Source organism: Anoxybacillus sp. EFIL, from assembly GCF_013096955.1.
Lineage (GTDB): Bacteria > Bacillota > Bacilli > Bacillales > Anoxybacillaceae > Anoxybacillus > Anoxybacillus ayderensis.
Window position 1 is genome coordinate 70,162 of sequence record NZ_SDLH01000002.1, and the last position, 20,099, is coordinate 90,260.

Genomic DNA, 20,099 nt, shown 5'->3' on the forward strand with positions numbered 1-20,099 from the left:
AAGATAAAATCTAGTAAGATGACAATCGCTATTTTTATTTTGACTAAGTCGAAAGGTGAGCTCACTTGGAACAGTTACTAGGTAAGGAGTGGGAAATTTCCCCAGCAGGCGGTGCGACAGGGGATGCATATATTGCGGAGCATGATGGGAAGAAGTTGTTTTTAAAGCGCAACTCTTCTCCATTTTTAGCTGTTTTGTCGGCAGAAGGAATCGTTCCAAAATTAGTTTGGACGAAACGAATGGAAAACGGGGATGTGATTACAGCCCAGCAGTTTTTACAAGCGCGCGAATTAAAGCCGCACGATATGACTAGCAAACAAGTTGCCCAACTACTTCGAAAAATTCATCGCTCAAAAGAATTGTTAGCGATGATGGAACGGCTCGGTAAAAAACCTTTATTGCCGAATCGTTTGCTAGAGGAAGTGAAAAAAAACGAATGTGTCATAAAAGAAAATGCTGTCGTGCAACAGGCTATTGCGTTTTTAGAGAAACATGTAAATGATGTGTATCATGAGGGTTATGTCGTTTGTCATTGTGATATGAATCATAACAATTGGTTGTTAACAGAAGATAACCAGCTCTATTTAATTGATTGGGATAGCGCGATGATTGCTGATCCGGCCATTGATATCGGGGTGTTGTTGTATGCTTACATTCCAAGAGAACAATGGGAAAGCTGGTTAGAGCAATACGGTTTACCGTTCAATGATCAATTGCTGTTGCGCATGAAATGGTATACGTTGGCTCAAACGATCGTGTTGCTTGCATGGCATAGAGGGCGGAATAATGAAAAGGAAATGCAACGATTGTTGCATTTCCTCGAGCATGTGTTACGTTAATTGATCCATCCATTCAGCGAGTTGTTGTTCATGTTGATCGATGTGTGAAGAAAGATCAGTTGCGTTTTTTCCGTTTTGACTGTACGTGTAAATATGGGATAATGTTTGTTTGAGTTCAGAATGGACAGCATCGTTTGCGATTAACGATTTGGCGAGCCGTTCAATTTGTTCACATTCGGCTACTGTCCCTGAACGATCAAGTTGATGCTCTGATAAAATGTCTTTTAACACAGTTAATTGATGCTCATGATTAATGGCCATGTTCATCCCCCTATTCGTTTTATAATATGGCCATTTTTATCTTTTTATATGCAAAGAAACGGAGGATGAGACGTGCGTTTACGGAATAAGCCTTGGGCAAAAGAAAAAATTGCATCATATCCACAATATATTATTCCGCAACCGGAACAATATAAAGGTCGTTGGCATGAATTGTTTGCAAACGACAATCCTATTCATATAGAAATTGGGACAGGAAAAGGTCGTTTTATTACGGAAATGGCAAAAATGCATCCGCATATTAACTATATCGGTATTGAGTTATATGAAAGCGTCATTGTATGTGCACTAGATAAGCTGATTGAGAACGATTTGCCAAATTTACGTTTATTAAATGTGAATGCGAAAGAATTAACGAACATTTTTGCAAAGGGAGAAGTCGAGCGCATTTATTTGAATTTCTCTGATCCGTGGCCAAAAAAGCGACATGAAAAACGACGGTTAACATATCGTTCATTTTTAGAGTTGTATGAGAACATTTTAGTCGATGAAGGGGAAATTCATTTTAAAACCGATAACCGAGGATTGTTTGAATATTCCCTTGTCAGCTTTTCACAATACGGTTTAGTTCTTCAATATGTTAGCCTCGATCTTCATCGAAGCGATGTGGAAGGAAACGTCATGACAGAGTATGAACAAAAGTTTTCTGAAAAAGGAAATCCAATTTATCGCTGTGAAGTAAAATATCGAAAACCTATGTCGTAATTGGACATAGGTTTTTTCCTTTTCTGAATATTTTTATAATGGTAAAATAGAGCATGAGAGGGGGAGAGAAGATGGAGAAATTAACGATCGGTCAAATAACGATGACGTGGTTGAATGGAGGAATTACACATTTAGATGGGGGAGCGATGTTTGGTGTCGTGCCAAAACCGCTTTGGATGAAAAAATATCCATGCAACGACCAAAATCAAATTCCGCTTCGCACGGATCCGATTTTATTGCAAGTGGATGGGAAAAACATACTCATTGAATCAGGCATTGGAAAAGGAAAATTGAATGAGAAGCAAAAACGAAATTTTGGTGTTACGGAAGAGTCTGACTTAGAAAAGCAGTTGGCGCTTCTTTCTTTAACTACTGAAGACATCGATCTTGTATTAATGACGCATTTGCACTTCGATCATGCGAGCGGGTTAACAAAATGGGAAGAAAATAAGCTCGTTCCAACGTTTCCTCGTGCGCGCATTATTACATCGGCAGTGGAATGGGCGGAGATGAAAGAGCCGAATATTCGTTCGCGCAATACGTACTGGAAAGAAAACTGGGAAGCCATTGTAGAGCAAGTTGATACGTTTGCTGAGCAGTTAGAAGTCGTTCCTGGTGTGACGATGATTCATACAGGCGGTCATAGCGATGGACATGCCATTATTATTATTACATCTGAAGGAGAAACGGCTGTTCATCTCGGTGATTTAATGCCGACACATGCACATCAAAATCCGCTTTGGGTGATGGCATACGATGATTATCCGATGACGTCCATTTTCGCTAAACAAAAATGGCTCGCCTATGGAATGGAAAACGATGCATGGTTTACGTTTTATCACGATGCGTATTACCGTGCTGTCCGTTGGAATGACGAGTTTCAAATCGTTGAATCGATTAAACGTCAATAAAAACCCAAGCGGCTTGCTTGGGTTTTACAATTTTCGCGCTTCAATAATTGTTCCTGTTTTTGCATCAATGAGACACTCATATGCGCCAGTTGGACGCGTAATGCCACCTCGATAGACGTTGTAGCGTAGCCCATTTTTTTCAATTGTTTCAACGGTCGTTTGGATCCACGATCCTGTAATGTCACCCGTTTGTTGAAAGGCGTCTTTCGCCTTTTGGAGCGCTTGTTCAGATGAAATAAAACGTTGATGTTGCCACTCATTCCATATGTATGCTGCTGTTGCACCGACAACGATCCCAGTAAGAAACGTTTTGACGCGCATAATCCATTCCTCCACTTTTTCTTTTAGTATACCGAATTGTTCGAGTGGAAACTACATGTAAAATTCGCTACAATGACAAATAGCGAGCAAAGAAAGGGGAAAAAACGATGGATTTGCAGTTGTTTCAAACGTTAACCGAATTGCCGGGGGCACCGGGGAATGAACATGCGGTGCGTGCCTTTATGCGTGAACAGTTACAAAAATATGCTGATGATATTGTGCAAGATCGGCTTGGGAGCATTTTTGGAGTGAAGCGCGGAACAGAAAATGGTCCAGTCGTGATGGTTGCAGGGCATATGGATGAAGTAGGTTTTATGGTCACCGCCATTACAGAACAAGGAATGATTCGTTTTCAGCCGCTTGGCGGTTGGTGGAATCAAGTATTGTTAGCTCAACGTGTACAAATTATAACAGATCGTGGTCCGATTGTTGGTGTGATCGGCTCGATCCCTCCTCATTTGCTTGACGAAGAGCAGCGAAAAAAGCCAATGGATATAAACAATATGCTCATTGATGTTGGGGCAGACGATCGGAATGATGCAGAGCGCATGGGCATTCGCCCAGGGCAACAAATTGTGCCTATTTGTCCATTTACACCGATGGCAAACGAGAAAAAAATTATGGCGAAAGCATGGGACAATCGTTACGGCTGTGGTTTAGCCATTGAGTTGTTAAAAGAGTTAAAAGATGAAACGATACCGAATGTATTATATTCTGGAGCGACAGTTCAAGAAGAAGTTGGGTTTCGTGGGGCGCAAACAGCAACCACGATGATTAAACCAGATATTTTCTTTGCGCTAGATGCTAGCCCAGCGAACGATATGAAAGGAGACGAAAAAGAGTTTGGGCATCTCGGCAAAGGTGCGCTCGTGCGCATTTATGATCGTACAATGATTATGCATCGCGGCATGCGTGAATTTATTTTAGATATCGCAGAAACGAACAACATTCCATATCAATATTTTATTTCACCGGGCGGTGGAACAGATGCAGGAAGAGTACATATCGCGAATAGCGGTGTCCCTTCAGCTGTGATTGGCATTTGTGCACGCTATATTCATACGCATGCTTCCATCATTCATGTGGATGACTATGAAGCGGCAAAACAATTATTAGTCGCTCTTGTGAAACGATGTGACCGCGCGACAGTAGACGCGATTCGTCGTAACGCTTAAGGAGATCGAGAGATGAACATAGCTGTTGGAACGAAAAATAATACGAAAGTAAAAGCGGTAAAGGCTGTGTTTCATGAGGCACACTATACGATTATTTCGAGTGATGTGCAACCGAGCGTGTCAAAACAGCCGTTTTCCGATGAAGAAACGTTGCAAGGTGCGATTGAGCGAGCGACGTTAGCTGTTTGTAAACAACAAGCACATATCGGGATCGGTTTAGAAGGTGGCGTGTTCATCGCACAAAACGGGGGAATTTGGTTATGTAATTGGGGGGCGCTCGTTGATCGCGATGGAGTTGTTGTTGTGGCAGGAGGGGCACGTATTCCCCTCCCCGCTGAAATCGGTGAACAATTAAGAGGTGGAAAAGAATTAGCTGAAGTGATGGATGAATACGCAAATCGCCGCGACGTTCGTTCAAATGAAGGGGCGATTGGTATTTTGACGAACGGAGCGATCGATCGAACAACGATGTATACACATATTGTTCATCTGTTAAAAGGACAGTATGAACATCAAAAGAAAGGATGGATAGATAGATGAAAACAATCGAACGTATGGAGCAATATAACGAAGTCATTCAACATGGGAAAGTCATTATGATGTTTACGGCTGATTGGTGTCCTGATTGTCAAGTCATCAAGCCGATTTTGCCAGAAATCGAAGAACAGTTTTCGGATTATACGTTTTATGCGGTTGATCGCGATCAATTGCTCGATTTGTTTACAGCGCATAACGTATTTGGCATTCCAAGCTTTATCGCGTATGAAAACGGGCAAGAACGAGGCCGATTTGTCAGCAAAGATCGGAAAACAAAAGAAGAAATCGTCGCTTTTATTGAACATTTAGGTGAGCGGGATGAATAGTAAACAAATAAGCGAGCATATTCAACAGCGGTTACGTCATTATCCATGGGAGTTTCAATGGGATCGAAAAAAAGATACACTCCGCATTGAACATCGCGAAACGAAAAAAGGAGTGACGATCTCCTTGCCTCCAATTATTGCGAAATGGGAACTAGAAAAAGAGCGCGCCATTGATGAAGTCGTTTATTATGTAGAACAAACATTGAACGCATTACATGATGATTCACCGTTGCGTGGAAAAGAAAAGCACGTATATCCGGTTATTCGCTCTACTTCGTTTCCGACAAAGATGAACGAAGGAGCGATGTTTATTTATGATGAGCATACGGCAGAAACGCGCATTTATTATGCACTTGATTTAGGAACAACGTATCGGCTTATTGATGAGCGGTTAGTTGAATCGGAGCGTTGGGATGTGCAACAATTAAAAGAAATTGCGCGTTTTAATGTGCGTTCCTTGCCTACAACGGTAAAAGAAGACCGTGTTGCAGGTAATACGTTTTACTTTTTAAATACAAACGATGGGTATGATGCAAGTCGCATATTAAATGATGCTTTTTTGAAAAAGTTTTCTGAAAAAATAAAAGGAACGATGTTATTGGCCGTTCCTCATCAAGATGTGCTTATTATTGCTGACATTGAGAACGAAATCGGATATGATGTACTTGCGCAGTTGACGATGAGTTTTTTTGCAAGCGGTCGAGTGCCGATTACCGCCCTCTCATTTTTATACGAAGATGGGCAACTTCAACCGATTTTTATTCTCGGAAAAAATCGTCGAAAGGATGAGACACAATGAATGTATTTTACAATCGTGAAGGGATCGGAGATACGTTACTTATTACATTGAAAGCTGTTGATCCGCAAGTGCGAGCTTTTGAGAAAAAAGGAGATGTCGTGCGCATTTTCAATGAGCAGACAGGTGAGACAGTCGGTTACAATATTTTTCACGCGTCTACATACGGCACATTTGAAGGAAATGGTGTCGTCGAACGAACAGAACAACTGATTGCGACAATTAATGATATACTGCAAAAAAATGGTGTAGATGAGCAAGTAGCGGCTGATTTGTCACCGAAGTTTGTCGTCGGTTACGTGAAACAAAAAGAGAAACACCCGAATGCTGATAAGTTAAGCGTTTGTCAAGTCGATGTCGGTACGGAGACGTTGCAAATTGTATGTGGCGCTCCAAACGTTGACGCTGGGCAAAAAGTTGTTGTTGCAAAAGTTGGCGCAGTCATGCCAAGCGGTCTTGTCATTCAAGAGGCAGAGCTGCGTGGCGTAAAATCTTACGGAATGATTTGCTCGGCACGCGAACTAAACTTACCGAACGCTCCTCAAGAGAAGGGCATTCTCGTTTTAAATGATGAGTACGAAGTAGGCCAACCATTTTTCAGCTGACTTCCGTTGCGGCAGTCAGCTTTTTTTGTGATAAAATAAAACTGAATGTACAAAGAAAGAGTGAGGACTGAATGGGTTGGTTAAAGGCATTATTTCGTTATTTATTTGGGGGGAACGATGAGATAAAAGAGACGCGAAAACACCCTCCATCTGTGCCAAAAAACGAACATAAAGAGATGGAGGCAAAAGTCGTTTATGAATATCCGAAAGGAAAGTTTCGCTTTCCGTTAATTCCGGATGAACCGACAGAAAGAAGAAAAGATAGAACAGCTGAACCGTTGTCACAAACGAGTTCATTTGAGAAAAAAGTATATCGTCTCGATCGTCAAGCGGGTGAATCACGCGCATTTCGCCCAACGGATGTCCCATCACCTGTATTTGGTTATCAAAGAATGGAACGTGTAGAACGAAAAAATGAACATAAACAAATGGTTGAATTTGAACTTCCGAGTGTTGAAAAAGTCGAAACAAACGAATGCGTGAATGTAGAGGCAACTGAATCGATAGAAAAAGAAGAACATTTTGTTGCTGAGACAAACGAACATGCGCATATACAGGAGAGTGAGCCACTTCGTCATGAGGTGGACGATTTTGTTCATGAAAAGGAAGACGAAAAGCAAGAAGAAACAGAAATTGTTGAAGAAAAAACGGAACAAAAACAGCCGCAAGAAAATAAAGAGCAGGAGCGATTAGAAGAAAAAGAGGAGCGAGTACGTCAGCGAAGTGGTGTGCCATACAATGTGATGATGTTAAAGCAAGATCGGGAAAAATGGGAAGAGCGAAAAAAACAGTCAACGTACGTGTTTCCGTCCTTATCATTGCTGCATCCACCACTCATCCGTCAAGAAGACGATGAAACATGGTTAAAAGAACAAGCGGAGCGATTGAACGAGACGTTTAAAAATTTTAACGTTGGAGCAAAAGTTGTTCATGTAACGAAAGGTCCGACAGTTACTCGTTTTGAAGTACAGCCGGAACTTGGTGTGAAAGTGAATAAAATTACGAATTTAGCAGATGATATTAAATTAAATTTAGCAGCTGTCGATATTCGTATGGAAGCACCTATTCCAGGGAAAAACACGATAGGGATTGAAGTGCCGAATCGATCAAGTCGCCCGGTCTTTATTCGCGAAGTGTTACAAAGTGAAGCGTTTCAGAAGTCAGACTCTCCATTAACTGTTGCTTTAGGATTAGATATTGCAGGAAGGCCAATTGTGACGGATTTAAAAAAGATGCCCCATGGATTGATCGCTGGGGCAACAGGATCAGGAAAAAGTGTATGTATGAATGCGATGTTAGTCAGCTTGTTGTATAAAGCAACACCACATGAAGTGAAGTTGCTATTGATCGATCCGAAAATGGTCGAGCTTGCACCATATAATCATATTCCACACTTAGTGAGCCCGGTCATCACTGATGCAAAAGCTGCAACAGCAGCGTTAAAATGGGCTGTGTCTGAAATGGAGCGACGATACGAACTATTCGCGCATACGGGTGTGCGTGATATTGTTCGTTACAACGATTTAGTACGAAAAGCACAAAAGACGGAACAACATTTACCTTATATCGTCATTGTTATTGATGAGCTTGCGGATTTAATGATGGTTGCGCCCGCTGATGTCGAGGAAGCGATTTGTCGTATTGCTCAAAAAGCGCGAGCATGCGGTATGCACTTGCTTGTTGCTACACAACGGCCATCGGTGGACGTGATTACCGGCTTAATTAAAGCAAATATTCCAACACGCATTGCCTTTTCTGTATCGTCGCAAATTGATTCACGCACGATTATCGATATAAACGGCGCAGAAAAGTTACTTGGGCGAGGCGATATGTTATTTTTAGAAAATGGAACGGCGAAGCCGATTCGTTTACAAGGAAATTTCGTATCTGATGAAGAAATTGAGCGCGTTGTCGCCCATGTGCGTCAGCAAATGGAACCGTCTTACTTATTCCAACATGACGAGCTGTTGCAACAACATGTACAAGCTGATGAAGATGATGAATTGTTTTACGAGGCGTGTGAATTTGTTGTTCAACAGGGTGGAGCTTCCACATCAAGTTTACAACGTCGCTTTCGCATTGGCTACAACCGAGCAGCACGCTTAATCGAGATGATGGAGCAACGCGGAATCGTATCCGCTCCGAAAGGAAGCAAGCCGCGTGATGTTTTAATTGATGAGCAAGATCTTGAGCAACTACAAGATACGATTTAGATCAAGTGGTCGTGAAATAGAAAACATGCTATGCTAAATAAGTGAAAACGATGGTTGAAGGGGAAAGCAAAATGAAAGAAATCGAATTAAAGCTACAAGGAAAGATTAAACGGCTAACGAATAAAACGTTTAAATTTGATGAGCGTGTGCGAGATGGCTGGTTTTCAGCTGTATATTTTTTGAAAACGCGTGAAATTGTAAAACAATTTCGCCCAAATAATATTGTCACGATGCAGTTTTTTCAAAAAGAACATGCCGTTTTATGCGGAACGGATGAAGTGATTGCTTTATTGCATACGTTTGCGGATGAGCCAGAAAAATTAGAAATTTATTCATTAAAAGACGGAGATAAAATTAGTCCGTTTGAGACAGTGCTCACTATTACCGGTCCGTATCAAAATTTCGGATATTTAGAAGGCATTATTGATGGAATTTTAGCGCGGCGAACATCTGTAGCAACAAACGTGTATAACGTTGTTAAAGCAGCAGCTTTATCTGGTGTACAAAAACCGGTCATTTTTATGGGAGATCGTGATGACCATTTTATGATGCAAGCAGGTGACGGATATGCTGCTTTTATTGGTGGTTCAACTGCACAAGCGACACATGCGATGAACGAATGGTGGGGAAAACAAGGAATGGGGACGATGCCGCATGCGCTCATTCAATTGTTTGATGGGGATGTTGTTGCGGCGGCAAAGGCGTATCACGAAAAATATCCAGACGATGATTTAATTGTTCTTGTTGATTATAACAATGACTGTATTACAGATGCGCTGAAAGTGGCGCGAGAGTTTGGTGATAAGTTAAAGGCTGTTCGCGTCGATACGTCTCGAACGATGATCGATCAATATTTTATTCGTCACCCAGAAGTGCTTGGCACATTTGATCCGCGCGGTGTCAATCCACCACTTATTTTCGCTTTGCGTGAGGCACTTGATCGCGAAGGATTTGAGCATGTGAAAATCGTTGTTAGCGGTGGATTCAACGAACAGCGCATTATTGAGTTCGAAAAGCAAGGTGTGCCGGTTGATATGTACGGTGTAGGAAGTAGTTTGTTAAAAGTACATATCGGTTTTACTGGTGATAACGTGTTATTAAACGGAAAACATCAAGCGAAAGCAGGGCGGCGTTACCGTCCAAATCCACGTCTCGAAAAAGTGGAGTATACTGGTCAGTAACACGGAAAAACTGATAGAAGAATGATGCTTCTATCAGTTTTTCTTATCATCGCGGTGAAACGATGGTATAATGAAGTTTGTTACATAAGATGAAAATAGCAAAACGGAATTTGTGTCATATACTGCTATATAGATCAACGATAGTTGGTGGAGGTTTTTTTATGACTACTTACCATTTTGTCGGCATTAAAGGAACTGGAATGAGCGCACTTGCTCAAGTGTTACATGATATGAAATGTGCTGTGCAAGGTTCAGATTACGATAAGCGGTTTTTTACGCAAGAAGCTTTAGAAGAACGAGGAATTCCTATCTTCCCATTTAGTGCTGAAAATATTCAAAAAGATATGGTTGTGATTGCAGGGAACGCATTTCCAGATACTCATGAAGAAATTGTAGCCGCTCGCGAACTCGGTGTACCCGTCATTCGTTACCATCAATTTTTAGGTGAATTTTTACAAAAATTCACTAGTATCGCTGTGACTGGCGCCCATGGAAAGACGTCAACGACCGGATTGCTCGCTCATGTGATGCAAGGAGCGCAACCGACGTCATATTTGATTGGGGATGGTTCGGGAAAGGGAAGAGAAGGAAGTAAGTATTTTGTATTTGAAGCGTGCGAGTATCGTCGCCATTTTCTAGCCTATTCTCCTGATTATGCGATTATGACAAATATTGATTTCGATCATCCAGATTATTTTGCAAATATTGAAGATGTGTTTTCAGCATTTCAACAAATGGCATGGCAAGTGAAAAAAGGAATTATCGCCTGTGGGGATGATGAATATTTACAAAAAATCCAAGCGAAAGTTCCTGTTGTTTTTTATGGATTTGGTGAAGATAACGATTTCCAAGCACGAAATATTGTAAAAACATCGGAAGGTACATCGTTTGATGTGTTTGTGCGCCATACGTTTTTCGCTTCTTTTCATATTCCACGATATGGCGATCATAACGTGCTTAATGCGCTTGCTGTCATTGCGCTTTGCCATTACGAAGGGATTGATGTGAGCATTATTCAAGAACGATTAAAAACGTTTCCTGGGGTGAAACGTCGCTTCCATGAGAAACCGTTTGGTTCACAAGTGCTTATTGATGATTATGCTCATCATCCGACGGAAATACGGGCAACGATCGAGGCGGCAAGACAAAAGTATCCAGATCGTCAAATTGTTGCGATTTTTCAACCGCACACATATACACGGACGCAAACATTTTTACAAGAGTTTGCTGAAAGTTTATCGCTTGCTGATGCGGTATATTTGTGCGATATTTTTGGCTCAGCGCGCGAGCACCAAGGGAAATTATCCATCGAGGATTTGCGTGCAAAAATTGATGGGGCAAAACTGTTGCATGAGGAACAAGTTGACGTGTTAAAACAGCATGATCACGCTGTCCTTATTTTTATGGGAGCAGGCGATATTCAAAAATTTCAAGAGAAATACGAACAATCGGTTCACGTATAAGCAAAAAGCAACTATGATGCGCTCATAGTTGCTTTTTTCATTTGTTCGTATGTGACGTTCCAATGTGAAGCATGCCACTTTACTCCTTGTTCAGTCACCCATAACACTTGAGGAGATTCATGCTTTACTTGGAGAGCTTCTGCGATATGCTGTGACAACGGACGAGCGTGTTGTACATGTAAGTAATAGGCGCGAATGTGTGGAAAATCGTTTGTAAACCGTTCAAATTCTAGCCATGCCCGATGGCTAATTGGGCATGTAAGGCTATGTTTCATAAATAAAAACGGGCGATGTGACAAGAAAATTTGCTCAAATTGTTCAATTGTTTCAACTTTCTCCATGTGCATCAGTTCCTTTATTCAAACGTTTTTCGACATCATGAACCGCTTGTTCGGTTTCTTTTAATAACTGTTCCACATCTGATGAAGGAAGCGGAATCGGGATAGATGAAATGGAATGCGATTTCTCTTGTTCGCTTTTTATCGGTTCTTCTTTTTCTTCACTTTTTCTCCATTCATTTATATTGCTTTCTTTGAAATCATTCAACAGTTGTTTTCCATGTTGTGCTGATTCGGTTAATAACTGCTTTCCGCGTTCGCTCGACAAAAAGAGTGCTGCTGCTGCACCTGCAATTCCCCCAACAATCGCCCCGAGTAGAAAAGAACCGTTTTTCGCCATATGAATGCCTCCTTACTTTCGTTTCTCTTTCCATTTTGTCCATATTTCAATGAGTGTTTGTCCCCACTGAATCGCCTGCGCAATTTTTTTTTCGTTTGTTGTTAACGTTTTAGAAATCGAGTCGCTAAATGTTTGAACGGTAACACCTACTTGTTTTACTGCATCGAATACGCTTTGTAAGCTTTCTGCTTTTTTATGCACGTCATCTGCGAGAGCATTCGTCTTATGTAGTAATTGTGCCGTTTCTTTCCCGATTTCATGCATTTGTTTTTCAACTTCTTCCACAGTTTTCGCGACATGTTGTAACGTCGTCTGAAGTGTTTTTAATGTTTGGACGACATAAATGACTAAAGTAAGAAAAGCGATCGCAATGAGTGCAATGCTACTATACAAAATGATGTCCATTGTAAAAAACTCCTTTCTGTCTACCCTGTGATCTATTCGACAAAAAGAGAAAAAATCCTGCAAAAAACTCCAAATTTTTTGTGGATCGGTTACAATATACATGTACATACGATGGAATGGAGGAATACAAAATGAAAGATCCGCGCATTGAAAAGTTGGCGAAAAACTTAATTCATTACTCGCTCCGTCTGCAAAAAGGAGAAAAAGTATTAATCGAAAACTTCGGTTTGCAACGGGAGCTCGTCATTGCACTTGTGCGTGAAGCGTATGCTGTAGGAGCGTATCCGTTTGTTTCATTAAAAGATCATCAAGTTGATCGTGCACTTCTACTTGGTGCGCAAGAAGAGCAGTTTAGCATGATGGCTGAATTTGAAGCAAATGTCATGAAAGAAATGGATGCTTACATCGGATTACGTGCTGGGGATAACATTAACGAGTTTGCGGATGTGCCAGCTGACAAAATGAAAATTCACGGAAAAACGATTATGCAAAAAGTGCATCGGGACATTCGTGTACCGAAAACGAAATGGGTCGTGCTCCGCTATCCGAATCCGTCTATGGCGCAGCTCGCGAAAATGAGCACAGAGGCGTTTGAAGATTTTTATTTTAACGTATGTAACTTAGACTACGGTAAAATGGATAAAGCTATGGATGCGCTTGTTGAGCTGATGGATAAAACGGATCAAGTGCGCATTACAGGGCCAGGCACAGATTTAACGTTCTCCATTAAAGATATTCCTGCAGTAAAATGTTCAGGGCAAATGAATATTCCAGACGGAGAAGTGTATACGGCTCCTGTTCGCGACTCGGTCAATGGTACTATTTCGTTTAATACGCCTTCACCTTATCAAGGATTTACGTTTGAAAATGTCAAATTAACATTTAAAGATGGAAAAATTGTTGAAGCAACAGCAAACGATACAGAACGGATTAATCAAATTTTTGATACAGACGAAGGTGCGCGTTACATCGGTGAATTTGCGATCGGAGTCAACCCGTACATTCAACATCCGATGCAAGACATTTTATTTGATGAAAAAATCGACGGTAGCTTCCATTTCACACCGGGTCAATGTTACGATGAAGCGTACAATGGCAACCATTCGAACATCCATTGGGATATGGTTATGATCCAACGTCCAGAATATGGTGGCGGTGAAATATATTTTGATGGTGTACTTATTCGTAAAGATGGACGTTTTGTCCTTCCAGAGTTACAACCATTAAACCCAGAAAACTTAAAATAAAAGAAAAAAGCAACTATGAACTGCTCATAGTTGCTTTTTCTTCTGCCAAACAATTTCAAGTTGATCACCTGGGGCAAGCGTCTCGTAAAATGTTGTTGGTTTTCCGTTTTTTAGTAATGTAAATGTTGTTGACGCTCCTTGAGGAATATCAACTTGGACGTATTGAAATATATCTTGAAAAATAAACGGCTCGATTTTTCGCTCGCTAAATTGAAGCTCATCTCCATGTTGAACGAGATCGTTCCCATGAAGCTGTTCACCGTTACGATAAAACGCACCAATTTGTTTTGTTAATGTTAATGTTTCACCGTTAAATATAATTGGAAGCGAGTAATGAAGTTTCAGCTGTCTTGCTTCAGCTATTTGGGCAACTGTTCGTTCATTTTGTTGATGAACGATGATGTGATCGCCGTCTTCAAACGGTGCGTAGCGTGGGCATTCCATTCCGTTTCGATATATCGTTGCGCACCATTCAGAAAATTTTATTTTTTTTCCATTTAACGTGATCGTAAATGGCTCAAGCTGTTGAAGGAGATCGTCATTTTTTGTTGCTTGCAAAAGTTGTTCCATCGTTTCTGGCATATGGACAACAATGTCGTCACGATCACATAAAACAGCATCGAGGGAAGCGGGTTCTCCATTTCGCAACACAAGCGGTTCAATCGTATATTGTTGCCCATTGATCGTCACTTGTTTTGTCGGCAATGATTCAAGCAAATCACGAAGTTGAACGGTTGCTTGCTTCCCATCTTTCCCTTTTTCAACAACGATACGGTCACTGTTTTTAATAGGTGTATCGAATGTTGCCGTCTCACCATTTTTCATAATGATTGGCGGCTCTCCATGTGTTCCTGGAATAGTAATTGTATTTCCGTTTAACGTAACGACGCAAGCTAATCCGGGTTTGCCGTATAGTTTATGTAATTGAATCCCTGCAGCTAATAGCGCATCACCGATCGTTAGTTGTTTCATATCAAACAAACGAATCGATTGTCCGTTTACCTCTACCGTTACGTATTGAATCGGTGTTTGCTTTGCAGCAATTGCAATGCCAATAGGGGTGACGAGCTCTGGACGATGTTTCATTTCTTCCCGATCGATGTGCAACTTTTGAATGGCATCAATGCCGCGAATAGCGACGCGATTTTCAGGAAGATGGAGCTTTTGAGCGAGCCGCTTTGGGAGTTCTGGCGTCAAGCTTCCCCCTCCAACAAGCATCACTGCTTTCGGCGATTGATGATTATTTAATCGTAAAATTTCTTTGCTGATCGCATCAGCAAGTCGATCAATCGCCTCAGAAATAGTTGCAATCATTTGTTCGCGAGGCACTTCTGTTTCAAAACCGAGAATGTCTGTAATTGTTATCGTTTCTTTTGTATGTAAGTCACGTTTCGCCTGTTCAGCAAGGGGGAAATCGAGTAAATATGCATCAGAAATCGCTTCTGTAATTTCATCCCCCGCCATCGGTACCATCCCGTAAGCAATGACTGTCCCGCCATCTGTAATCGCGATATCGGACGTCCCTGCACCAATATCTACAAGCGCAACATTTAATCGCCGCATCGTCGGAGGGATGAGTACATTGAGTGCAGCGATCGGTTCGAGTGTTAGCGCCTCCATTTCTAAGTGGGCGCGTTGCAGTGCTGCAAGAAGCGACTCGACGACAAGTTTCGGTAAAAATGTGGCGATGACTTCAACGCTCGCTTCCTCTCCTTGTTGATCAATTAAGCTACCGATTTCTTCGCCATCAATTTCATAGCGCGTCACCGAATAACCGACGCAGTAATAATGATGACTTTTTTCATTCGATGATTTTTCCGCTAACGTCATTTGTGCTTGTTGAACGGCGGCGAGTTCTAAATACATCACATCTTCATGAGTTAAAAGCGGCTTACCTTTGATTGAAATCGTCGTTTTTCCTTTTTCTGTTTTTAATGAACGACCTGCTGCTGCGACGCATACACGTGTAAGAGGCCCATGACGTTCCTCTAACGTTTTTTTTATATCGATAATGACTTTTGAAACAGCAAGTACGTCATGAATTTGCCCGTCAAGCATTGCCCGTTCTTCATGTTCTTTGATGACAATGTCTTCAACTTGATATTGTCCGTCTGTTTCCTTTAAAATAATGCCAACTACTGAACGAGTGCCAATATCTAATGCAAAAATCAAGCTTCCCACCTTCTTTTTTTGAAAATTAAAAAATTCTTTATTGCTTAAACGCGTTTTATAAATAAAGGGGTGACAACTTTATCCACTTCGTTTATAATAATCTCTAATTATATAGAAATGTACCACATTTTTTAGCTTATATAAAGAAAGGATGAGATGAATGAGTAACGAACGATTAGATGAGCTGAGAGCAAAGGTTGATGAGTTAAACTTACAGTTGTTAAAGTTAATTAATGAACGTGGACGTCTTGTTCAAGAAATTGGGAAAATTAAAGATGCGCAAGGGACGTATTTTTATGATCCTGTTCGTGAAAGAAAAATGTTGGATTTAATTTTAGAACATAACGATGGCCCGTTTGATACGGCGACGTTAAAACATATTTTTAAAGAAATTTTTAAAGCAGGCCTTGATTTACAAGAAGACGATCATAAAAAAGCATTGCTCGTATCAAGAAAGAAAAAGCCGGAAAATACAATTGTCGATGTGAAAGGGGAAAAAATCGGCGATGGCAATCAATATTTTGTCATGGGACCATGCGCCGTTGAAAGCTATGAACAAGTGGCGGAAGTCGCACAAGCAATCAAGCGTCACGGTTTAAAATTGTTGCGAGGGGGAGCTTATAAACCACGCACATCACCGTACGACTTCCAAGGTCTTGGAGTAGAAGGATTAAAAATTTTAAAACGTGTAGCAGATGAATTCGATTTAGCGGTTATTAGTGAAATTGTGACGCCTGCAGATATTGAAACAGCGCTTGACTATATTGATGTCATTCAAATCGGGGCGCGCAATATGCAAAACTTTGAGTTGCTGAAAGCGGCTGGGCAAGTGAACAAACCGGTGTTGTTAAAGCGTGGATTAGCTGCAACGATTGAAGAATTTATTCATGCCGCAGAGTACATTATGTCGCAAGGAAACGGACAAATCATTTTATGTGAACGTGGCATTCGCACATATGAAAAAGCGACGCGCAACACGCTTGACATTTCTGCAGTGCCGATTTTGAAAAAGGAAACGCATTTACCTGTCTTTGTTGATGTGACACATTCGACAGGGCGTCGAGATTTACTTTTACCTTGTGCGAAAGCAGCGCTTGCGATTGGAGCGGATGGCGTCATGGCTGAAGTGCATCCTGATCCTGCTGTGGCGTTATCTGATTCCGCACAACAGATGGATATTGACCAATTCAATGAGTTTATGGAAGAATTAAAATCATTTCAAAAACAATTTGTAAAAGCATAACGAGAAGAAGCTGGTGATTTGTTCGCCAGCTTTTCTTATGAATTTATTTGTGAAAACGTTGCACTTAGGTAATCATTTATCGTATGATATTTTTACATAAAATTGCGATGTACGACAGTTTTCGATATATAGAGCGCTGAAAAGGAGTGTGTATGTGATGAATGTAACAATTTATGATGTAGCAAGAGAAGCAAACGTGTCGATGGCGACCGTTTCACGTGTAGTAAACGGGAACCCAAACGTAAAGCCTTCTACACGCAAAAAAGTATTAGAAGTCATTGAGCGACTCGGATATCGTCCAAATGCGGTGGCGCGCGGATTGGCAAGTAAAAAGACGACGACGGTCGGAGTCATTATTCCAGATATATCAAGCATTTTCTTTGCGGAAATGGCTCGCGGCATCGAAGATATTGCAACAATGTATAAGTATAACATTATTTTAAGCAATTCAGATCAAAATAAAGAAAAAGAGCTGCATTTATTAAATACAATGCTTGCGAAACAAGTCGATGGCATTTTATTTATGGGTGGCGATGTCACGGAAGAGCATGTCGAGCAGTTTAAAAAGTCAGATGTACCGATTGTATTAGCTGCAACGATTGAAAAAAACAATATTATTCCGTCCGTCAATATTGACTATGAGCAAGCTGCATATGATGCAGTACATATGTTAATCGAAAAAGGACATAAACGGATTGCTTATGTGACAGGACCGTTAAATGATCCAATTAACGGACTGAAAAAATTAGCTGGTTATCGCCGCGCTTTAGAAGAAGCGAATATTGCTTATGATGATGAACTTGTTGTTGAAGGCGACTACACGTATGATTCAGGAATGGAAGCGTATGAAAAACTAGCCGAACTTGCCCAGCGACCAACAGCGGTTTTTGTTGGGACAGATGAAATGGCGCTCGGTGTCATTCATGGAGCACAAGACCGCGGTGTGCGCATTCCAGATGAATTAGAAGTAGTCGGTTTTGATAACACTCGTTTAGCGACAATGGTTCGCCCGAAGCTGACGACAGTCGTACAGCCAATGTACGATATCGGTGCGGTGGCGATGCGTTTATTAACAAAATATATGAACAAAGAACATGTGGACAATCACATTGTTGTATTACCACATCGAATTGAATATCGCGATTCGACAAAATCATAAAGAGGCAGAAGCCTCTTTATGATTTTTTTTTTATAAATTTAATCGTTGCTTATTGCTTCGAATTGGTTGAAGTGCTTTCATGACAGTTTGGGCATTTTTTTCTGTAATTTCTGCCTTTCTCGGAATGGGTGGATATAAGTCGTCCGGGTCATCCCACTCGAGCGGTAAAGAAACAGGGGAGTGTTGTTGCCAGCGAGCAATCCATTCTTTCGGTAAAGGCCCAGAAATATCGGATTGTTCTGTCATTTCAAGCCATAATAGCGCCCATGCACGCGGAACAACGCGCCAAATGTCGTATCCTCCGCCACCGACTGCAATCCAACGACCGTTGCAATATTGATGAGCAATTTGATGTGCGAGTTTTGGAATTTCACGATAAATGCGCATCGTCGCACATAAATGAGTTAACGGATCGTAATAGTGAGCATCCACACCGTTTTGGGTTAAAATGACGTCAGGCCGAAAGAAGTCGGCGATTTCCATGAGTGCGTCCTTATATGCTGCTAGCCAAGACTCATCTTCTGTAAATGCGTCGACAGGAATGTTAAATGAGTAGCCATATCCTTTCCCTTGTCCACGTTCATTCACATTTCCTGTACCAGGGAATAAGTAACGTCCTGTTTCGTGAATGGAAAATGTGCAAACATTTGGGTCGTCATAAAACGTCCATTGTACCCCATCACCATGATGGGCATCTGTGTCGACGTATAAGACGCGGACACCGTATTTTTCTTGCATATATTTAATGGCGACAGAACTGTCATTATAAATGCAAAATCCGGATGCTTTGCCGCGGAATCCATGATGAAGCCCTCCGCCTAAACTGAGCGCATGCTCAGCTTTTCCAGAAAGCACGTAATCAACGGCTGTTAATGTTCCCCCAACAAGAAGGGCGCTCGCTTCATGCATGTTTGGAAAAATAGGTGTATCTTCCGTTCCTAAGCCATAATTGATTGCAATTTCTTCTGAAAGTAGTCCTTTCCCCGCTTTTTTTACTGCTTCAATATAATCCATATCGTGAACAAGAGCTAGTTCTTCATCTGTGGCAAGACGCGGTGCTACAATTTGTGAATCGTGGAGCGCACCAACCGTTTGTAATAAGTCATACGTTAGTTTGACGCGCAATTGGTTGAACGGATGGCGATCATGGAATTTATACGTTTGAAACGCATCGGAATAAATGAATACGCTATTTTTGCTCATGATGAAACCCCCGGCAAGTTTGGCCACAATACGTCGTATCCTTGCGCTTTTAAATCTTCAATAATCGCCATCGGGTTCATTGTTTGAATACGAAACACGAGCACTTTATACTTTTCATCTTGATCAGGATATACGAGAACACTTGAAATATTAATGTTTCTTTTTTGAAACATGGAAGTGACTTCACTTAACATCCCCGTTCGGTTCGGCACTTTAATTTCAATTTGCGAACCGGGCTGATGAGCCCCTGTTAATTGTACGAGCGTATATAACAAATCGCTCTCTGTAATAATGCCGACAAGTTTATTTTCTTTGACGATTGGCATGCAGCTGATGCGATGTTCGTAAAATAAAGCCGCCACTTCTTCGACAAAATCAAGCGGGTGACCTGTAATGACGTTTGTTTTCATAATGGTGCTTAACGGCTTTTGTAAATCTTCTAGATGCTCATTGGCATGGAAAATCGATGGACTTGCATCGCGTAAATCACGATCGGTGACGATTCCAATGACATGATATTCATCATCAACAATTGGTAAGTGACGAATGTTTTTTTGCTTCACAATGCTTAGCGCATCGGCAATTGTATTTGACGGCTTTAATGCGATGACATCCGTTTTCATCATTTGTTCGACAATCAT

At 41.2% G+C, this 20,099-nt stretch carries 22 protein-coding genes; 14 read left to right on the plus strand and 8 right to left on the minus strand.

What is annotated here, in order from left to right:
- The first annotated feature begins 65 nt into the window (after window positions 1–65).
- On the plus strand, window positions 66–839 hold the full coding sequence (locus ES017_RS03475) for a phosphotransferase family protein (RefSeq protein ID WP_021095588.1): 774 nt from the start codon (window positions 66–68) through the stop codon (window positions 837–839).
- On the opposite strand, the gene ES017_RS03480 is transcribed toward ES017_RS03475, so the two are convergent.
- Window positions 831–1,100, minus strand: a complete 270-nt coding sequence (locus ES017_RS03480) for a YtzH-like family protein (RefSeq protein WP_021095589.1) — start codon at window positions 1,098–1,100, stop codon at window positions 831–833. The two genes, ES017_RS03475 and ES017_RS03480, sit on opposite strands and share 9 nt — an antisense overlap.
- A 72-nt stretch (window positions 1,101–1,172) precedes the next feature.
- Here ES017_RS03480 and trmB point away from each other — a divergent pair, with 72 nt between their 5' ends.
- Complete coding sequence (trmB, locus tag ES017_RS03485; RefSeq protein WP_009361579.1) at window positions 1,173–1,823, plus strand: tRNA (guanosine(46)-N7)-methyltransferase TrmB; 651 nt, start codon at window positions 1,173–1,175, stop codon at window positions 1,821–1,823.
- Between the two features lie 71 nt (window positions 1,824–1,894).
- Window positions 1,895–2,734, plus strand: coding sequence for a YtnP family quorum-quenching lactonase (locus ES017_RS03490; protein WP_171334771.1), 840 nt, complete (start codon window positions 1,895–1,897; stop codon window positions 2,732–2,734).
- Window positions 2,735–2,758: 24 nt separating this feature from the next.
- Here the strand turns inward: ES017_RS03490 and ES017_RS03495 are convergent, their stop codons facing one another.
- Window positions 2,759–3,055 (minus strand): PepSY domain-containing protein, encoded by a 297-nt coding sequence (locus ES017_RS03495; protein WP_009361577.1) that lies wholly within the window; start codon window positions 3,053–3,055, stop codon window positions 2,759–2,761.
- A 107-nt stretch (window positions 3,056–3,162) separates the two neighbouring features.
- Between ES017_RS03495 and ES017_RS03500 the strand changes: the two genes are divergently transcribed.
- The 8 genes from ES017_RS03500 to murC all read left to right on the plus strand — a co-directional run bounded on the left by ES017_RS03500 (window position 3,163) and on the right by murC (window position 11,351).
- Entirely contained in the window at window positions 3,163–4,230 is a 1,068-nt protein-coding gene (locus ES017_RS03500) for a M42 family metallopeptidase (protein WP_021095593.1), read from the plus strand.
- 12 nt (window positions 4,231–4,242) lie between these two features.
- On the plus strand, window positions 4,243–4,770 hold the full coding sequence (locus ES017_RS03505; RefSeq protein WP_021095594.1) for a DUF84 family protein: 528 nt from the start codon (window positions 4,243–4,245) through the stop codon (window positions 4,768–4,770).
- Complete coding sequence (locus ES017_RS03510) at window positions 4,767–5,093, plus strand: thioredoxin family protein (protein WP_021095595.1); 327 nt, start codon at window positions 4,767–4,769, stop codon at window positions 5,091–5,093. Before ES017_RS03505 ends, ES017_RS03510 begins: the two co-directional genes overlap by 4 nt.
- On the plus strand, window positions 5,086–5,892 hold the full coding sequence (locus tag ES017_RS03515; protein WP_021095596.1) for a DUF1444 domain-containing protein: 807 nt from the start codon (window positions 5,086–5,088) through the stop codon (window positions 5,890–5,892). Before ES017_RS03510 ends, ES017_RS03515 begins: the two co-directional genes overlap by 8 nt.
- A complete protein-coding gene (gene ytpR, locus ES017_RS03520) occupies window positions 5,889–6,494 on the plus strand; it encodes a YtpR family tRNA-binding protein (RefSeq protein ID WP_021095597.1) in 606 nt (201 codons plus the stop codon). Before ES017_RS03515 ends, ytpR begins: the two co-directional genes overlap by 4 nt.
- A gap of 71 nt (window positions 6,495–6,565) precedes the next feature.
- Window positions 6,566–8,707: a DNA translocase FtsK gene (locus tag ES017_RS03525; protein ID WP_171334772.1), complete on the plus strand. Its 2,142-nt coding sequence runs from the start codon at window positions 6,566–6,568 to the stop codon at window positions 8,705–8,707.
- Window positions 8,708–8,778: 71 nt separating this feature from the next.
- Window positions 8,779–9,888, plus strand: coding sequence for a nicotinate phosphoribosyltransferase (locus ES017_RS03530; protein WP_021095599.1), 1,110 nt, complete (start codon window positions 8,779–8,781; stop codon window positions 9,886–9,888).
- Window positions 9,889–10,049: 161 nt separating this feature from the next.
- Window positions 10,050–11,351, plus strand: coding sequence for a UDP-N-acetylmuramate--L-alanine ligase (gene murC / locus ES017_RS03535; RefSeq protein ID WP_171334773.1), 1,302 nt, complete (start codon window positions 10,050–10,052; stop codon window positions 11,349–11,351).
- Window positions 11,352–11,362: 11 nt separating this feature from the next.
- Here murC and ytxJ read toward each other — a convergent pair whose 3' ends face one another.
- From ytxJ to ES017_RS03550, 3 genes are read right to left on the minus strand one after another with little or no spacing between them, the layout of a single operon-like run.
- Window positions 11,363–11,692, minus strand: coding sequence for a bacillithiol system redox-active protein YtxJ (ytxJ, locus tag ES017_RS03540; RefSeq protein WP_009361568.1), 330 nt, complete (start codon window positions 11,690–11,692; stop codon window positions 11,363–11,365).
- A complete protein-coding gene (locus tag ES017_RS03545; protein ID WP_009361567.1) occupies window positions 11,679–12,029 on the minus strand; it encodes a hypothetical protein in 351 nt (116 codons plus the stop codon). The genes ytxJ and ES017_RS03545 overlap by 14 nt, the downstream gene beginning before the upstream one ends.
- Before the next feature lie 12 nt (window positions 12,030–12,041).
- On the minus strand, window positions 12,042–12,434 hold the full coding sequence (locus ES017_RS03550; protein ID WP_021095603.1) for a DUF948 domain-containing protein: 393 nt from the start codon (window positions 12,432–12,434) through the stop codon (window positions 12,042–12,044).
- 131 nt (window positions 12,435–12,565) lie between these two features.
- Here ES017_RS03550 and ES017_RS03555 point away from each other — a divergent pair, with 131 nt between their 5' ends.
- The gene (locus ES017_RS03555; RefSeq protein ID WP_021095604.1) at window positions 12,566–13,681 is read left to right on the plus strand and encodes an aminopeptidase; all 1,116 of its coding nucleotides are present in this window, start codon (window positions 12,566–12,568) and stop codon (window positions 13,679–13,681) included.
- 24 nt (window positions 13,682–13,705) lie between these two features.
- Here the strand turns inward: ES017_RS03555 and ES017_RS03560 are convergent, their stop codons facing one another.
- Entirely contained in the window at window positions 13,706–15,862 is a 2,157-nt protein-coding gene (locus ES017_RS03560; RefSeq protein ID WP_035063442.1) for a cell division protein FtsA, read from the minus strand.
- Between the two features lie 151 nt (window positions 15,863–16,013).
- On the opposite strand from ES017_RS03560, the gene ES017_RS03565 reads away from it, so the two are divergent.
- Both ES017_RS03565 and ccpA read left to right on the plus strand, forming a co-directional pair.
- Window positions 16,014–17,096, plus strand: coding sequence for a bifunctional 3-deoxy-7-phosphoheptulonate synthase/chorismate mutase (locus tag ES017_RS03565; protein ID WP_021095606.1), 1,083 nt, complete (start codon window positions 16,014–16,016; stop codon window positions 17,094–17,096).
- Window positions 17,097–17,253: 157 nt separating this feature from the next.
- Complete coding sequence (gene ccpA, locus ES017_RS03570; RefSeq protein WP_021095607.1) at window positions 17,254–18,255, plus strand: catabolite control protein A; 1,002 nt, start codon at window positions 17,254–17,256, stop codon at window positions 18,253–18,255.
- Window positions 18,256–18,285: 30 nt separating this feature from the next.
- Here ccpA and ES017_RS03575 read toward each other — a convergent pair whose 3' ends face one another.
- Together ES017_RS03575 and ES017_RS03580 are read right to left on the minus strand one after the other, a co-directional pair.
- Window positions 18,286–19,458, minus strand: coding sequence for an acetoin utilization protein AcuC (locus ES017_RS03575; protein ID WP_021095608.1), 1,173 nt, complete (start codon window positions 19,456–19,458; stop codon window positions 18,286–18,288).
- Window positions 19,455–20,099, minus strand: a complete 645-nt coding sequence (locus ES017_RS03580) for an acetoin utilization AcuB family protein (protein WP_021095609.1) — start codon at window positions 20,097–20,099, stop codon at window positions 19,455–19,457. The genes ES017_RS03575 and ES017_RS03580 overlap by 4 nt, the downstream gene beginning before the upstream one ends.

Coding starts and splice junctions, on each gene's coding strand:
- ES017_RS03480 (WP_021095589.1), bottom strand. CDS start 1,100: ATGGCCATTAATCATGAGCATCAATTAACTGTGTTAAAAGACATTTTA.
- ES017_RS03490 (WP_171334771.1), top strand. CDS start 1,895: ATGGAGAAATTAACGATCGGTCAAATAACGATGACGTGGTTGAATGGA.
- ES017_RS03495 (WP_009361577.1), bottom strand. CDS start 3,055: ATGCGCGTCAAAACGTTTCTTACTGGGATCGTTGTCGGTGCAACAGCA.
- ES017_RS03500 (WP_021095593.1), top strand. CDS start 3,163: ATGGATTTGCAGTTGTTTCAAACGTTAACCGAATTGCCGGGGGCACCG.
- ES017_RS03505 (WP_021095594.1), top strand. CDS start 4,243: ATGAACATAGCTGTTGGAACGAAAAATAATACGAAAGTAAAAGCGGTA.
- ES017_RS03510 (WP_021095595.1), top strand. CDS start 4,767: ATGAAAACAATCGAACGTATGGAGCAATATAACGAAGTCATTCAACAT.
- ES017_RS03515 (WP_021095596.1), top strand. CDS start 5,086: ATGAATAGTAAACAAATAAGCGAGCATATTCAACAGCGGTTACGTCAT.
- ytpR (WP_021095597.1), top strand. CDS start 5,889: ATGAATGTATTTTACAATCGTGAAGGGATCGGAGATACGTTACTTATT.
- ES017_RS03525 (WP_171334772.1), top strand. CDS start 6,566: ATGGGTTGGTTAAAGGCATTATTTCGTTATTTATTTGGGGGGAACGAT.
- ES017_RS03530 (WP_021095599.1), top strand. CDS start 8,779: ATGAAAGAAATCGAATTAAAGCTACAAGGAAAGATTAAACGGCTAACG.
- murC (WP_171334773.1), top strand. CDS start 10,050: ATGACTACTTACCATTTTGTCGGCATTAAAGGAACTGGAATGAGCGCA.
- ytxJ (WP_009361568.1), bottom strand. CDS start 11,692: ATGGAGAAAGTTGAAACAATTGAACAATTTGAGCAAATTTTCTTGTCA.
- ES017_RS03545 (WP_009361567.1), bottom strand. CDS start 12,029: ATGGCGAAAAACGGTTCTTTTCTACTCGGGGCGATTGTTGGGGGAATT.
- ES017_RS03550 (WP_021095603.1), bottom strand. CDS start 12,434: ATGGACATCATTTTGTATAGTAGCATTGCACTCATTGCGATCGCTTTT.
- ES017_RS03555 (WP_021095604.1), top strand. CDS start 12,566: ATGAAAGATCCGCGCATTGAAAAGTTGGCGAAAAACTTAATTCATTAC.
- ES017_RS03565 (WP_021095606.1), top strand. CDS start 16,014: ATGAGTAACGAACGATTAGATGAGCTGAGAGCAAAGGTTGATGAGTTA.
- ccpA (WP_021095607.1), top strand. CDS start 17,254: ATGAATGTAACAATTTATGATGTAGCAAGAGAAGCAAACGTGTCGATG.
- ES017_RS03575 (WP_021095608.1), bottom strand. CDS start 19,458: ATGAGCAAAAATAGCGTATTCATTTATTCCGATGCGTTTCAAACGTAT.
- ES017_RS03580 (WP_021095609.1), bottom strand. CDS start 20,099: ATGATTGTCGAACAAATGATGAAAACGGATGTCATCGCATTAAAGCCG.